This is a genomic window from Microbispora sp. NPDC049633 (assembly GCF_040675265.1).
Taxonomy (GTDB): Bacteria; Actinomycetota; Actinomycetes; order Streptosporangiales; family Streptosporangiaceae; genus Microbispora; species Microbispora maris.
Map to the genome: position 1 here is coordinate 1 of NZ_JBFAOO010000190.1, position 13,998 is coordinate 13,998.

Sequence of the window (13,998 nt, forward strand, 5' to 3'; positions counted from 1 at the left end):
CGGTCCTCGGCCAGCCGGGGACCGTGCGCCCCGCCCGCGACGACGGCCCAGGGCCGTACACGTCCCTGTCGATCACGATTCCTCCGGTACGGCGATCTCGCCGTCGAGCGCGGCCTGGACGATGGAGTCCCGCAGCGCCACGCAGCCGGGGAAGACGCCCGCGCCGGAGGTGCGGCGCTCCTGGCAGGTCCCGGCCGCGTCCGCGTTCCACTGGACGCTGGTCTGGTGCCAGCTCGCCTTACGCACCTCGACCCCGGCGCCGCACCGGCGGCAGGTCAGCGGCTGCATGGGCGCGTCGAGCAGCCGGTCGTCCGGGCGGAACGTCATGCGGGCCGGCCCGTGCTCGCCGAAAGCTCCGCGGCCTTGCGGGCGAGGTTCTCCTCGACCTCCTTCTTCCACGCCTCGACCGGGCGGGCGGTGTCGAGCTCGAACTCGAAGCGCTCCACCATCTCCGGCCTGACGTCGGCGACGTCCACGTAGAACTGCTCGTACCAGCGGCGCAGTTGGTAGACCGGCCCGTCCTCCTCGCACAGCAGCGGGTTGTCGATGCGGGCCTTGTTCTTCCAGATCCGCACGTCCTGGTCGAAGCCCTTGAGGATGAAGGAGCTCATCTTCCTGGCCATCTCGTCGGCCGCGGGACCGGAGAGCTTGTCGGTGCGCTGCACGATGATCCCCGAGTGCAGCACGAACGAGTGCGCGTCGATCGGGTAGTGCGCGTTGATCAGGACCGAGTCGATGTCCATGGTGTCGTAGTGGTACGTCAAATCGTCGATCATGAACGACGGCCCGTGATACGACGCCACCGAGTCGTTGCCGAGCAGTCTCGGCTCGCCGTCCTTCGCGGGTGGACGGGTGTCCTGGCGGCCGGTGCCCTTCATGATCTGCGTGGCGACGTGGCCCTCGAAGATGTTCTTGAAGTACGTCGGGAACGAGTAGTGGACGTAGAAGAAGTGCGCCATGTCGACGACGTTGTCCACGACCTCGCGGCAGTTGGTGTTCACGACGGTCTCGGTCCAGACCCAGTCGGTCCAGTCGTCCCGCGTCGCGCCCTCGATCCGGGGGATCGTGACCTCCGGCGGCGGCGGGTTGCCCTCCGGGTCGTTCCACACGAACAGCAGGCCGTCCTGGTCCATGGTGGTCCAGGCGGCGGTGCGCGCGCGCAGCGGGACGCGGCGCGCGTAGGGGATCTTCTTGCAGCGGCCGTCGCCGCCCCAGCGCCAGTCGTGGAAGGGGCAGGCGATCTCGTCCCCCTTGATCTCGCCCTGCGACAGGTCCCCGCCCATGTGCCGGCAGTAGGCGTCGAGCACGTTGAGTCCGCCGTCGCCGCTCCGGAAGACCACGAGCTTCTGGCCGAAGGCCTTGACCGTGTGCGGCTTGCCGTCCTTGAACTTCTCCGACAGGCCCAGGCAGTGCCAGCCCCGGGCGAACCGGGTGGGCACCGCCTCCGCCTCGATCCTGCGGATGTCGTCGTTCCCGGCTTCTACTGCAGTCACCTTGATCCGACCCTTCAGGACGCACGTTCTCTCAGTCCGCCAAGGTAGGAGGTGCGTGGGTCGGCCGAGGGGTGAGTCCCATTGGCCGGGATGGCCCTGACATGCGTTCATCGGCGCCGCGCACCATCATGGACGGCATCTGACCGACGAGCGCGACACGGAGAACTCCCCCATGAGCAACGAGGTCCTGGACGCGGTTCGCACGCTGCTGCCGAAGATCGCCGAACGGGCCCGGTCCACCGACGAGGACCGCCGGGTCCCCGCCGAGTCGATCAGGGAGCTGGTCCAGGCCGGGGTCTTCCGCATGCTGCAGCCCAAGAGGTACGGCGGCGCGGAGGGCGACCCGGTGAGCTTCTACGAGGTGGTCAGGGAGATCTCGGCGGTGTGCGGGTCCACCGGCTGGACCGTCTCCGTCCTCGGCGTGCACCCCTGGCAGCTGGCCCTGTTCGACGAGGCCGCCCAGGACGAGGTGTGGGGGAGCGACCAGGACGCGCTGATCTCCTCGTCGTACGCGCCGGTCGGGCGGCTCGTCCCCGCCGAGGGCGGCTACCGGCTGACCGGCCGGTGGCGGTTCTCCTCCGGCTGCGAGCACGCGTCATGGGCGATGGTGGGCGGCCTGGTCCTCGGCGACCAGGGCAGGCCGGTGGACTTCATGACCGTGCTGGTGCCCCGCTCCGACTACCTGATCGCGGACGTGTGGGACGTCATCGGGCTGCGCGGCACGGGCAGCAACGACATCCTCGTCGAGGACGCCTTCGTGCCCGCGCACCGCGTGATGCGCAACTACGAGATGGCGCAGCTGCGCGGCCCCGGCCAGAAGGCGAACCCCGGCCCGCTCTACCGCATCCCGTTCGGCACCGTGTTCACCACCACGATCACCGCCCCGGTCATCGGGATGGCGGCCGGCTGCTACCGGTCGTACGTGACCGCCATGCGCGACCGCGTACGGCTCAGCCTGGGCGGCGGCCGGTTCGCCGAGGACCAGTTCGCGCAGGTGGCGGTCGCCCGGGCGGCGTCGGAGATCGACGCGGCGATCCTGCAGACCGACCGCAACGTGCGGGAGGTGTACGAGCACGCGGTGCGGGGCGAGACGATCCCGGCCGAGCTGCGGCTGCGGGTGCGGCGGGACCAGGTGCGCGCCACCGAGCGGGCGCTGGAGGCGATCGACATCCTGTTCAAGACCGCCGGGGGCAACTCCCTCAGCCGGGGCAACCCGATCGAGCGGGCCTGGCGCGACGCCCACGCGGGCAGCGTCCACGTGGCCAACGACGTCGAGCGGGCCCTGGCGATGTACGGCAAGGGCGAGTTCGGCCTGGCCGTCGAGGACAACCTGATCTGACGGCGGGGGAAGGGCCCGGACGCGCGTGCCATTTCAGCGTGCCATTTCCTTGGCGGCCCGGTAGGCGAAGACCATGGCCGAACCGATCGGGACACCGGGGCCGGGGTAGCGGCGCCCGGAGAACGAGGCGCTGGTGTTGCCCGCGGCGTACAGGCCGGGGATCGGCCGTCCGTCCCCCCGGAGCACCCGTCCGTCGGGGTCGGTGCGCAGCCCGCCCTTGGTGCCGAGGTCGCTGAGCACCACCCGGGCGGCGTAGTAGGGCGGGGTGTCCAGCGGGACCAGGCAGGGGTTCGGCGCCTCGGACTTCCCGGCGAAGAACCGGTCGTAGGGGTCCTCGCCGCGGTGGAAGTCCTCGTCCACGCCGGTCGCGGCGAAGCCGTTGAACCGCTCGACGGTGTGCTTCAGCGCCTCGCCCGGCACGCCGATGAGCTCCGCCAGCTCCTCCGGGGTGCCGGCGCGCACCCAGGTGCCGGCCTCCAGGTGCTCCTCGGCGCGGCGTCCCGGCAGTGAGATCGCCGGGAGCCGCCCGCCGAAGCGGGAGTCGAAGATCAGGTGAGCGGGCACGCGGCCGGGCTCGGCGAGCATCTCGCGGCCCATCCGGTCGTACGGCAGCGACTCGTTGGCGAAGCGGCGGCCCGACGCGTCGACCATCAGACCGCCGCGCAAGCCCAGCGTGAAGGCGGCCCGGCCGTCCGGCAGCGCCACGCCCGGGCACCACCACGCCTCGTCCATCAGGCCGGTGGCCGCGCCGATCGCGGCGGCGGCCCGGATCGGGTCGCCGGTGTTCGCGCCCGCCGGGGCCATCGACCACCCGGCCGTTCCGGGGACGCCGTGGACCGCCCGCATCTTCGCGTCGCCCTCGAAGCCGCCGGCCGCCAGCAGCACGCCCTTCCGGGCGCGCAGCCGTACGGTCCCCCCGGAGGTGGAAGCCTCCACGCCGGTCACCCGGCCGTTCTCCACGACGAGCCGGGTGAGCGCGGCGCCGGTGCGCACGGTGCCGTTGCCGGTGTTCTTGAGGGCCAGCAGCAGCCGCCCGATCAACGCCCGCCCGGCCGACAGCGGGCCCTCGCCGTGGCCCCGGCCGTCGCGGTCGCGGTCCACCGGAGGCCGCACCAGCGCGGCGAGGTCGCCGAGCCGTCCGGCCGGCAGGTCCAGCGGCACGAACGACCGCCCTGCGTCGAGCCGTCCCGGGGCGGGGAAGTAGTCGGGGAAGGCCCGCCACTCGAATTCGATCGCCGGGTCGCGCTCCAGGAACTCGGCCACCTCGGGCGCGGTCGCGAGGAACGCCTCGCGACGGTCGGCCTCGGCCTCGCCCAGCAGGGCGGTGAGGTAGGCGCGGGCAGACTCCGCCGAGTCGCCGATCCCGGCGCGGCGCTGCACCTGCGTGCCGGGCAGCCAGACGGCCGCGCCCGAGTACGCGGACATGCCGCCGAGCAGCGCCGTCTTCTCCAGCACCACGGTGCGCAGCCCGCCCGCCGCCGCCGTCAGCGCGCCGGTCATGGCGCCCGCGCCGGACCCGGCCACCACCACGTCGTACTCGTCGTCCCAGGCCCGTGTGGGCGCGCCCGCCATGCCGCTCCTCCTGTCGTCGCCGATGGTGGTGGGTACAGGCAAGCGCAGCGGACACGTGAGCGGCCCGTTCGTCCCACTGAGCGGTATGGACCAGTGGCGGGCGGGCGAGCTCCGCTGTGTATCGTCGTTGCGACACACGAACGACCAGGGGGAGACGTGCCGAGGATCGCCGAGGTCAGGGCGCCGGCCGAGCCGAGCTCACCCGAGCAGCGCGCCCGTCATCTGCGCATCCTGCGCGCCGCCGCCCGGATGGGCGCCGAGAAGGGACTCGAGCGGGTCCAGATGCACGAGGTGGCCAAGGAGGCCGGGGTGGCGATCGCCACGCTGTACCGGTACTTCCCCTCGAAGACCCATCTGTTCACCGCGGTGATGGCCGAGCAGGTCGACAGGTTCAGCGAGAGCGTCCAGCGGCCCAAGCCCGGGATGACGCCGGAGGACGCCGTCGGCGAGGTGCTCGTGCTCGCCAGCAGGCAACTGCTGCGCCGCCCCGCGCTCGCCACCGCGATGCTGCAGTCGTCGAACTCCGCCAACGCCGCCGCGGTGGCCGACGCGGGCCGGATCGACCTGACGTTCCGGCAGATCGTCCTGCGGACGCTCGGCATCGCCGAGCCCACCGTCATGGACGTCACGCTGATCCGGCTGCTGATGCAGTGCTGGTACGGCGTGCTCCAGTCGAGCCTGAACGGCCGGGCCTCGGTCCCCGACACCGAAAGCGACATCCGGATCGCCTGCCGGCTGCTGCTGGCGCCACGCTCGAACGCGTCCTCGGCTCGCGTCTCCCGCTGACCGGGACGCGCCCCTTCGACATGCTGGAGGGCCCCGACGCGTACTGACGGCCGCACGCGCGGCTCCCGAACGCGGGTACCAGCCTCCGTCCGGCTGGTGGATCACCGTCGTGGTGGTCTGCGCGGGCGACATCGCGCGGTCCCGCGTTCCTCACGTCGCGCGCGCGACGTTCCGCACGCCGGTGGTGTCGAGCCGCGCGACCGAGTAGGCCGCGTAGGTCCGGTACGGGTCGCGCCCGCTGAAGTGCGGGGTGACCTGCGCGTCCAGCTCCTCGACGGAGAACACGCCGTCGCCGGCGGTGAACTTGCGCTCCACGGTCGGGGCCGCCATGAGCGCCACCATGTCGCCGTACACCACGAACACCTGGCCGTTGATCTCCTCGGAGGCGGGGGAGGCGAGGTAGCTGACGAACGTGGCCACCCGCTCGGGAGCGAGGACGTCCAGCCCGCCGACCTCGCCGCCGTCGCCGAACACGCCGGCCGTCATGCCCGTACGCGCCCGGGGGCAGATGGCGTTGGCCCGCACGCCGTACCGGGACAGGCCCTGGGCGGTCGCGAGCGTCAGCGCGACGATGCCGGCCTTGGCGGCGGCGTAGTTCGGCTGGCCGGCCGGCCCGAACAGGAACGCCTCTGATGAGGTGTTGACCACGCGGCCGTAGACCGGGCCGCCCGCGGCCTTGCTCGCGGCCCGCCAGTGGACGGCCGCGGCCCGCGACAGCCCGGCGTGTCCCTTGAGGTGGACGCGGATGACCGCGTCCCAGTCGGACTCGGTCAGGTTGAACAGCATCTTGTCGCGCAGCACGCCGGCGTTGTTCACCACGACGTCGAGGCCGCCGAAGGACTCCACGGCGGCCCGGACGAGGCGGTCGCCCATGGACCAGTCGCCGATGTCGCCGGTCACCGCGACGGCCTCGCGGCCGAGCGCCCTGATCTCGGCGGCGACGTCCTCGGCCGCCGGGCCGACGTCGTTGACGACGACGTTCGCGCCGCGTCCGGCGAGGGCGAGGGCCTCGCTGCGGCCCAGGCCCGCCCCCGCGCCGGTGACGACGGCGGTCTTGTCCTCCAGGCTCGTGTTCGAGCTCATCTGCGCACTCCTGCCCGTTCGGTGATCACAGCCAAGACTGGTACGTATTCCAGTTTTCGCCCGATGGGTGGCCTCCCGGCCGCGGGTGTCCACTCGGTGCCACAAGGATGGCTTCACACAGCACGGCGAGTGATCGGCGGCACCACTCAGCGGGACTGGGCCGTTGCCCCGAACGGAAATGATTTCTAGCCTCTCCCCATGACGCTGAACGTGGCATCGCCGTTCGAGTGCCATCCACACGAGGAGGAACGATGGCTGAGACCGTCAACGGGGCTGTCATCGTCGACGCGGTGCGCACCCCGGTGGGCAAGCGCTACGGCGCCCTGTCCGGGCTGCATCCGGCCGAGCTGCTCGGCGCGGTCCACCGGGCTCTGATCGAGCGCAACGGCCTCGCCCCCGGCGCGGTCGCCCAGGTCGTCGGCGGCTGCGTCACCCAGGCCGGGGAGCAGGCCAACAACGTCACCCGCCAGGCCTGGCTGCACGCGGGCCTGCCGTACACCACGGCCTGCACGTCGATCGACTGCGCCTGCGGCTCCGGCCAGCAGGCCGTGCACCTGGTCGCCGGGCTGATCGCGGCCGGTGCGATCGACATCGGCATCGGCTGCGGGGTCGAGTCGATGAGCCGGGTCTTCCTCGGCGCCGCGGTCACCCCCGACGCCGGCAGCCCGTTCCCGGCGTCCTGGGCGCTCGACATGCCCGACCAGTTCACCGCGGCCGAGCGGATCGCGCAGCGGCGCGGCATCACCCGCCAGGACGCCGACGTGCTCGGCCTGCGCTCCCAGCGGCGCGCCGCGCAGGCGTGGGCGGAGGGCAGGTTCGACGGCCAGGTCATCGCGGTCGGGGCGCCGGTGATGGGACCCGAGGGACCGACGGGGGAGACCACCGTCGTCACCAGGGACCAGGGGCTGCGCGACACCAGCATGGAGGCGCTGGAGAGGTTGCGGCCGGTGATGCCGGGCGGCATCCACACCGCGGGCAACTCCTCGCAGATCAGCGACGGCGCGGCCGGCGTGCTGCTGATGAGCGCGGACCGGGCGCGCGCGCTCGGGCTGCGCCCGCGGGCGCGCATCGTCGCCTCCGGCATGGTCGGCTCCGACCCCTACTACCACCTCGACGGGCCGATCGACGCGACCCGGCATGTGCTGGACAAGGCGGGCATGAAGCTGTCCGACGTCGACCTCGTCGAGATCAACGAGGCGTTCGCCTCGGTCGTGCTCTCCTGGGCGCGGGTGCTCGACGCCGACATGGACAAGGTCAACGTGAACGGCGGCGCGATCGCGCTCGGGCACGCGGTCGGCTCGACCGGCTCCCGCCTGATCACCCAGGCGCTGTGCGAACTGGAGCGGACCGGAGGCTCGACGGCCCTCGTTACCATGTGCGCCGGCGGCGCGCACGCCACGGCCACCATCATCGAACGGATCTGAACCACATGTCGATCGGACTGACCGACGAGCAGCGCGACCTGCGCGACGCCGTACGCGCCTTCGCCACGCGGCACGTCACGTCCGCCGTGGTGCGCGGCGCGGCGTCCTCGGGGGCGAGGTGACCGGGCTGACCGGGCTGTCGGTACGCTTCGCCGGGGTGCTGCTCCCCGGTGAGACGATCCGGACCAGCGTGTGGCGTGAGGACGACCGGCTGGTGTTCCGGTCCACCTGCCCGGAGCGCGGCGACGCCGCCGTGCTCACCCACGCGACAGCGGAGACTTCATGACGGAGACGCGGATCGACCGCGCCGAGCTGACGGCGACCCCGAACAACGAGGGAGTGGACGCGGCGGTCGCCGCGGCCCGCCGCGTGATCGACGCGCTGCTGCACTCCGGCGACTTGTCGGCGGTCGAGATGACCCAGGTCGCCGAGCAGCTGAACGCCGTGGCCGACCACCTGCAGGCGCACGCCCCCACGGTGAGCGAGCGCATGGTCGACATGTGGCGGGGGGAGGGTGTGACCCGGCACGACCCGGTGACGGGGCCGGAGAACGCGATCGCCCCGCCGTTGCGCCTGTACGGCAAGGAGGACGGCTCGATCGAGGGCACGGTCGTGCTGGGCATGCCGTACCAGGGACCTCCCGGCTGCGTGCACGGCGGTGTGTCGGCGCTGCTGCTCGACCACACGCTGGGAGTCGCGAACGCCTGGGCGGGGACCTCGGGGATGACGGGCACGCTGACGCTGCGCTACCACCGGGTCACCCCGCTGTTCGAGCCGCTGACCGTGACCGGGCGGCAGACCTCGGTGGACGGGCGCAAGATCCACGCCACGGGGTCGATCAGCGCGGGCGGGCGGTTGTGCGTCAGCGCCGAGGGCCTGTTCATCGACAAGCAGCTCGACCGGCCCCGCTGACCGCATCACGCGCGAGGAAACGCTCTCTCGCGCGGCTTCGGTTCCTCGTGGCGGTGGATGAGGTGTCAGCAGGTATTGACGAGCGGTCAGTTAACAGTAAAGTTACTTTCCTGAGAGCGCTCTCATGGCTTGTCTTCGCACCCCCCAGAGGAGCCGGGAGATGCACATGTCGTTGCGGAGATGGCGGCGAACTCTGCTCGCCGTCGTCCTGCTGACCCAGGCGGTGGTCCTCGCCACCGGACAGCGGGCGGCGGACGCCGCCGTCACGCGGTTGCCATTCACGATCACCAACAACTCCGGCCGGGGCGACGCGACGTACGTCTACGTCGTCGCCCGCAACTCGGCCACCGGCCAGCAGGGATACGTGGACGCCTCCGGAACGTGGCGCGCGTACTCCTTCCCATCGTCGATCCCCAACGGTCCCGTCCCCGCGCCGGACATCTCGATCCCCGGGCCGGGCGACGGCGCCAGCACGACCATCACGCTGCCGCCGAACCTGTCCGGCGGCCGCGTCTACCTGTCTATGGGCGCGAAGCTGCGGTTCTTCCTGACCACGAACGGACTGGTCGAGCCCGCGCCCTGGGTCGACAGCGACCCGAACGCCGGCATCCTCTACGACTGGACGGAGTTCGCCCGGACGAGCAACGGCGGCACGGGCATCTTCATCAACTCGACCACGGTCGACATGTTCAGCATCCCGGTGACGGTCAGCGTCACCGGCGCCTCGGGCGGCACCCAGACGCAGGGCATCGCCGGCAACCGCGCCGGCATACTCGGCGCGTTCGCCGGCCTGGGGTCGCCGTGGTCGGCCCTGACGACGACGAGAGCCTCCGACGGCCTCCCGCTGCGCGTGCTCGCGCCCGTGCACGCCATCGCCAAGGGCCTGTTCCCCTCGACGTACCTCGACTCCTACGTGAACGGGGTCTGGTCCTACTACGCGACGCGTCCGCTGACCGTTCAGACGTCGCTGGGCACCTTCACCGGCACCACCAGCGGCACGAACTGGACGTTCAGGAACGCGTCCGGCGCCGTCATCGGCACGCTCACCAAACCGGCCACCAGCGACGTCTTCGCGTGCTCCGGCGGCCTGCAACCGCCGAACCAGCCCGACCAGGCGGCCATCCTCGCGGTCGGCGCGCGGGTGTGCGCCGCGCTCAACCGCGCGACGCTCTCGACGGCCGGCCGGGTCATGTACGACACCCAGCCGACGACGGACGCGACGAAATTCTACGGGCAGTCCGCGTCGAACCTGTTCAGCAAGACGATCCACGCCAACTCGCTGAACGGCCTGGCCTACGGCTTCTCCTACGACGACGTCGGCGGGTTCGCCCCGACGATCGACCAGCCCAACCCGTCGTCGGCCGGGATGACGATCGGGAGCTTCGGCGGGGGCACGGGCGGCCCGGGCGGTGCGAACATCATCGGCCCCGGCGGCAAGTGCGTCGACGTGGCGGGCGACGACACGGGCGGCAACGGCACGGCGGTCCAGCTGTGGGACTGCCAGTCCTACGCGAAGGACCAGTTCTGGACCTGGAGCGGGCAGACGCTGCGCACCCTCGGACGCTGCCTCGACGTGCAGTCCGGCGGCACCGCCAACGGCACCCCGCTGCAGCTTTACGACTGCAACAACACCGGCGCGCAGAACTGGGTGCGGCTGTCCGACGGGTCGATCAGGAACCCCCAGTCGGGCCGGTGCGTCGACTCGCCCGGCGGCGCGACCGGCAACGGCACCCGCCTGCAGATCTACGACTGCAACGGCACCGCGGCACAGCGCTTCGTCATGCGGTGAGACACCAGAGGTGACAGACCGGCCCGGCGGCGCGCACTCGCACCGCCGGGCCGGCCCTCCGCCTCGCGGCTCAGGAGCCGGGGATGCCGAGCTCGCGCCTGACCCTCTGGCGGAGCACCTTGCCGGTGGCGTTGCGGGGCAGCGCCTCGGTGGTGATCCGCCACCGCGACGGCACCTTGAAGTAGGCGAGCCGGTCCCGCACATGCGCCCGCAGGTCGTCCTCGCCCACGTCCTGCCCGGCCGCCTTGACGACCACGGCCACGACCTCCTGGCCGAGGTCGGAGTGCGGGGCGCCGAGCACGACGCACTCCACCACCGCAGGGTGCTCGGCGAGCGCGTTCTCGATCTCGGCGGGGTAGACGTTCTCCCCGCCTCGGATGATCAGGTCGGAGCGGCGGGTGCTCAGGCGCAGCCGCCCGTCCTCGATCACCCCGAGGTCGCCGGTGTGCAGCCAGCGGTCCTCCCGGATGGCCTGCGCGGTCGCCTCCGGGTCATGCCAGTAGCCGAGCATGTTGAACGGGCTGCGGGCGCAGACCTCGCCCTCCTCGCCCTCCGGCAGCGCCTTGCCCTCGGGGTCGCGGATCTCCAGCCGCACGGTCGCGATCGGACGGCCCAGCGTGCCTGGCGCCTCCCGCAGGTCCGCCGGGGTGGCGACGGTGATCGCGGTGGACGACTCGGTCAGGCCGTAGCTGTCCACCAGGGACCGCCGGGCGACCGGCAACGCCCGGCGCAGCCGCTCCTGGAACGCGGGGGACGACGGCGCCGAGGCCAGCGCGAAGGCGGTCAGCGACGACAGGTCGTAGCCCGACAGGTCGCCGTGCTCGATCAGCCGGTTGGCCATCGTCGGCACCGCGCCCCAGTTGGTGACCCGCTCCCGCTCGATGAGCCGCAGCACCCGGTCGACGTCGAATGAACCCAGGTGCATCACGACGGCGCTGCCGGTCGCGAGGCGGGGCACCGCGAGGTTGTGCAGGCTCGCGATGTGGAACAACGGCAGCACCAGCAGGTAGCGCCGGTCCGCCGGATCCGTGGGGTCGCCGAACGCCCGGCCGAGCGCGTCGTTCATCCGGTGGTACTCGACGACCGACGTGAGGTTGCGGTGCGTGTGGACCGCGCCCTTGGGACGGCCCGAGGTGCCGCTCGTGTAAATGATGACCGCCGGGTCGTCCTCGGCGGCGGCGTGCGGGGACAGCGGAGCGCCCGCGTACCGCTCGGCCAGCCGGGGGAGGTCCTCCTCCAGGGTCAGGACCGTCGTCCCCGGCGGGGCGAGCGCGGCCCGCCTGGCATCGGCGATCAGCACCTTCGGCCCGGTGTGGCCGAGCGCGTACTCGACCTCCCCGCGTGACCACCACGCGTTGTACGCGACCGCGATGGCCCCGGCGGCCACCGCCGCCCAGAACGCGACGATCCAGCCCGGGTAGTTGGCCGCGTTGATCGCGATCCGGTCGCCGGGGCGCACGCCGTGCTCCTCGCGCAGCGCGGCGGCGAGCGCGGCCGCCCGCCGCGCGTGCTCGGCGAAGCTCAGCCGCTCGTCGGCCGTCACGATGTAGTCGCGGTCGCCGTACGCCGCGGAGGCGGCGAGCACCTCGCCGAGGTCGCGGTGCCGGTTCTTGAAGACGGTCATGCGCGTGCCGAGGACCTCCTCCTCGGCGAGCTCGAACGCCTCGCCGGGGCCGGTCAGCCCGGCCGGCATCGCCGCCGCCGCGAGCCTCGGATCTGTCGACATGCCTATCAGCTCCCCTTCACAGGCCGGGATGCACCGCGAGCCGGAGTCAGTCCGTGGCGGAAATTCTGAGTAAAGGCCGGGCGCGGCACGCCGGGACTCCCGGTCACCGGGACGGGCGAGCGTCGTCCCGCGGCGCGTGGCGAACCTCCGCCGGCATCGACCCGGCGGCAGCCGTCATCGGAGGAGTTCGACCGCCTGCGCGAACTGGTCCACGGGCCGCCAGAACGGCAGCCGGAGCCGGGAACGCTGCGCGTTCGCGGGGGAGAAGGCCGGGCCGGCGGTGACCAGCACGCCCTTCTCGCGGGCGCGTCCCGCCAGGGCGACGGCGTCGGTTCCGGTGTCGACCCACAGCGCCGTTCCGCCGTGCGGCGGCGTCCACCGCCACGCCGGGCGGAGTTCGGCCAGGACCGCCGCCGCGTCGGCGAGATGGGCCCGCAGCCGTCGCGTACGCTCCCGCCTGGCCCGGTCCGCCTGCCCCAGGAGTTCGGCGGTCACCATCTGGTCGATCACCGGAGCGGCCAGGTCCAGCGCCGCCTTGGCCTGCGTCAACCGCGTGATCAGCGGACGTTCCGCACGTATCCACCCGACCCGCAACCCGCCCCACAGCAGCTTGGAGGCCGTGCCGATCCGGATCACCAGGCCGGGGTTCGCGGGGCCGGGCAGCGGTGGCCGCACCCCGCGGTCGTCGAGCACGAGGTCGGCGCAGGACCGGTCCTCGATCGTCAGCACGCCGTGCCTGCCGACGATCTCGCTGAGCCGTTCCCTCCCGGCCGCCGGCAGGCTGATCCCCGTGGGGTTGTGCGCCGCGGGCTGGCAGTAGAGCAGGGCGGCCCGATGGGCGACCCGGTCGAGGTGGTCGAGGTCGAGGCCGTCCTCCCGTACGGGCACCCCCGTCAGCCGCGCCCCGGCCGTGCGGAACGCCTCGATCGCGCCGCGGTAGCCCGGCTCCTCGACCAGGACCTCGTCTCCCGGCGCGACCAGGGACGACGCGCACAACCAGACGGCCTGCTGGGAGCCGGACGTGACGAGGATCTGATCCGGGTCCGTCGGCAGTCCCCGCGCGCCGTACTGCTCGGCCACTACCGCGCGGAGACGGGGCAGCCCTGCCGCGTAGTAGCCGTCGTCGGCGAGGTAGACGTCGAGCTCGCGCAGGTCGACCGCGGACACGGCGTCCCGCACCAGCGACAGGGCGGGCAGGGCGCCGCTGGACAGGTCCAGCTCGACGAGGCGGCGGGCGCGGCCGAAGGACGCCAGCCGTCCCTCGACGACGTGATCGGCTCCCGCGCTCGCGCTCGTACTCGCGCCCCGGCCGCGCCGCACGCGCGACCCGGACCCCTGCCGGGACGTCAGCCGTCCTCGCGCGGCCAGCTCCGCGTACGCCTCGGCGACGGTCGCGCGGGACACCCCGAGCGCGGTGGCCAGCGCGCGCTGCGGCGGCAGCGCGGCCCCCTCGACCAGCACGTTCCCGGCGATCAGCTCGTCGAGCGCGCCGGCGAGCGCGTGCGGCAGCGGCACGTCCTCCGCCCGCCACCCGCCGATCAGACGGGCCAGCGCGGCGCTGTCCACGGGTTCCGCGCGTGCCATCCCACCATCTCCCGACTGCGTGCGAGTAGACCAATTCTGCGTGATTGGCCTGGCCGATTCGGTCACGGCCGGACATCGTCGACCGTACGCGCAGGTCGATGACGACAGGAGGTCGCGGTGGCGACGGTAGTGCTGCTGGGAACACTGGACACCAAGGCCGAGGAGTACCGCTGGGTCCGCGACGAGCTGCGCGAGGCGGGCTGCGACGTGCTCCTGGTCGACGTCGGCACCTTCGCCCACGGGGCGGACCTCGCCGGCGTCGGCGCGGACGAGGTGGCCCGGGCGGCGGG

Annotated in this window: 13 protein-coding genes; 7 read left to right on the top strand and 6 right to left on the bottom strand. The window is 72.6% G+C overall.

Annotated features, from left to right (window positions below; genetic code table 11):
• Window positions 1-72: 72 nt before the first annotated feature.
• Entirely contained in the window at window positions 73-327 is a 255-nt protein-coding gene (locus tag AB0J39_RS32165) for a ferredoxin (RefSeq protein ID WP_363471657.1), read from the bottom strand.
• Window positions 324-1,493 (bottom strand): Rieske 2Fe-2S domain-containing protein, encoded by a 1,170-nt coding sequence (locus AB0J39_RS32170; protein ID WP_363471659.1) that lies wholly within the window; start codon window positions 1,491-1,493, stop codon window positions 324-326. Before AB0J39_RS32170 ends, AB0J39_RS32165 begins: the two co-directional genes overlap by 4 nt.
• Window positions 1,494-1,665: 172 nt before the next feature.
• Here AB0J39_RS32170 and hsaA point away from each other — a divergent pair, with 172 nt between their 5' ends.
• Complete coding sequence (hsaA, locus tag AB0J39_RS32175) at window positions 1,666-2,832, top strand: 3-hydroxy-9,10-secoandrosta-1,3,5(10)-triene-9,17-dione monooxygenase oxygenase subunit (protein WP_363471661.1); 1,167 nt, start codon at window positions 1,666-1,668, stop codon at window positions 2,830-2,832.
• Window positions 2,833-2,865: 33 nt separating this feature from the next.
• On the opposite strand, the gene AB0J39_RS32180 is transcribed toward hsaA, so the two are convergent.
• Window positions 2,866-4,404 (bottom strand): FAD-binding protein, encoded by a 1,539-nt coding sequence (locus AB0J39_RS32180; RefSeq protein ID WP_363471662.1) that lies wholly within the window; start codon window positions 4,402-4,404, stop codon window positions 2,866-2,868.
• A 156-nt stretch (window positions 4,405-4,560) separates the two neighbouring features.
• On the opposite strand from AB0J39_RS32180, the gene AB0J39_RS32185 reads away from it, so the two are divergent.
• Window positions 4,561-5,190 carry a TetR family transcriptional regulator gene (locus AB0J39_RS32185; protein WP_363471664.1) on the top strand — a complete coding sequence of 210 codons (630 nt, stop codon included), beginning with the start codon at window positions 4,561-4,563 and terminating at the stop codon, window positions 5,188-5,190.
• 150 nt (window positions 5,191-5,340) lie between these two features.
• Here the strand turns inward: AB0J39_RS32185 and AB0J39_RS32190 are convergent, their stop codons facing one another.
• Complete coding sequence (locus tag AB0J39_RS32190; RefSeq protein ID WP_363471665.1) at window positions 5,341-6,273, bottom strand: 3-oxoacyl-ACP reductase; 933 nt, start codon at window positions 6,271-6,273, stop codon at window positions 5,341-5,343.
• Window positions 6,274-6,524: 251 nt separating this feature from the next.
• Between AB0J39_RS32190 and AB0J39_RS32195 the strand changes: the two genes are divergently transcribed.
• The 4 genes from AB0J39_RS32195 to AB0J39_RS32210 all read left to right on the top strand — a co-directional run bounded on the left by AB0J39_RS32195 (window position 6,525) and on the right by AB0J39_RS32210 (window position 10,398).
• Entirely contained in the window at window positions 6,525-7,697 is a 1,173-nt protein-coding gene (locus tag AB0J39_RS32195) for a steroid 3-ketoacyl-CoA thiolase (RefSeq protein ID WP_363471667.1), read from the top strand.
• Window positions 7,698-7,815: 118 nt separating this feature from the next.
• Complete coding sequence (locus AB0J39_RS32200; RefSeq protein ID WP_363471669.1) at window positions 7,816-7,983, top strand: hypothetical protein; 168 nt, start codon at window positions 7,816-7,818, stop codon at window positions 7,981-7,983.
• Complete coding sequence (locus AB0J39_RS32205) at window positions 7,980-8,609, top strand: PaaI family thioesterase (RefSeq protein WP_363471671.1); 630 nt, start codon at window positions 7,980-7,982, stop codon at window positions 8,607-8,609. Before AB0J39_RS32200 ends, AB0J39_RS32205 begins: the two co-directional genes overlap by 4 nt.
• Before the next feature lie 166 nt (window positions 8,610-8,775).
• Window positions 8,776-10,398 (top strand): beta-1,3-glucanase family protein, encoded by a 1,623-nt coding sequence (locus tag AB0J39_RS32210; RefSeq protein ID WP_363471672.1) that lies wholly within the window; start codon window positions 8,776-8,778, stop codon window positions 10,396-10,398.
• A gap of 70 nt (window positions 10,399-10,468) precedes the next feature.
• On the opposite strand, the gene AB0J39_RS32215 is transcribed toward AB0J39_RS32210, so the two are convergent.
• Together AB0J39_RS32215 and AB0J39_RS32220 are read right to left on the bottom strand one after the other, a co-directional pair.
• Window positions 10,469-12,124 carry an AMP-binding protein gene (locus AB0J39_RS32215; RefSeq protein WP_363471674.1) on the bottom strand — a complete coding sequence of 552 codons (1,656 nt, stop codon included), beginning with the start codon at window positions 12,122-12,124 and terminating at the stop codon, window positions 10,469-10,471.
• Between the two features lie 174 nt (window positions 12,125-12,298).
• On the bottom strand, window positions 12,299-13,708 hold the full coding sequence (locus AB0J39_RS32220) for a PLP-dependent aminotransferase family protein (RefSeq protein ID WP_363471676.1): 1,410 nt from the start codon (window positions 13,706-13,708) through the stop codon (window positions 12,299-12,301).
• A gap of 129 nt (window positions 13,709-13,837) precedes the next feature.
• On the opposite strand from AB0J39_RS32220, the gene AB0J39_RS32225 reads away from it, so the two are divergent.
• A partial coding sequence (locus tag AB0J39_RS32225; RefSeq protein ID WP_363471678.1) for a Tm-1-like ATP-binding domain-containing protein occupies window positions 13,838-13,998 on the top strand: 161 nt, incomplete at its 3' end.

Bases quoted from the DNA above. Each gene is read 5' to 3' on its own strand.
- hsaA (WP_363471661.1), top strand. From the start codon at position 1,666: ATGAGCAACGAGGTCCTGGACGCGGTTCGCACGCTGCTGCCGAAGATC.
- AB0J39_RS32195 (WP_363471667.1), top strand. From the start codon at position 6,525: ATGGCTGAGACCGTCAACGGGGCTGTCATCGTCGACGCGGTGCGCACC.
- AB0J39_RS32165 (WP_363471657.1), bottom strand. From the start codon at position 327: ATGACGTTCCGCCCGGACGACCGGCTGCTCGACGCGCCCATGCAGCCG.
- AB0J39_RS32190 (WP_363471665.1), bottom strand. From the start codon at position 6,273: ATGAGCTCGAACACGAGCCTGGAGGACAAGACCGCCGTCGTCACCGGC.
- AB0J39_RS32220 (WP_363471676.1), bottom strand. From the start codon at position 13,708: ATGGCACGCGCGGAACCCGTGGACAGCGCCGCGCTGGCCCGTCTGATC.
- AB0J39_RS32205 (WP_363471671.1), top strand. From the start codon at position 7,980: ATGACGGAGACGCGGATCGACCGCGCCGAGCTGACGGCGACCCCGAAC.
- AB0J39_RS32215 (WP_363471674.1), bottom strand. From the start codon at position 12,124: ATGTCGACAGATCCGAGGCTCGCGGCGGCGGCGATGCCGGCCGGGCTG.
- AB0J39_RS32210 (WP_363471672.1), top strand. From the start codon at position 8,776: ATGTCGTTGCGGAGATGGCGGCGAACTCTGCTCGCCGTCGTCCTGCTG.
- AB0J39_RS32180 (WP_363471662.1), bottom strand. From the start codon at position 4,404: ATGGCGGGCGCGCCCACACGGGCCTGGGACGACGAGTACGACGTGGTG.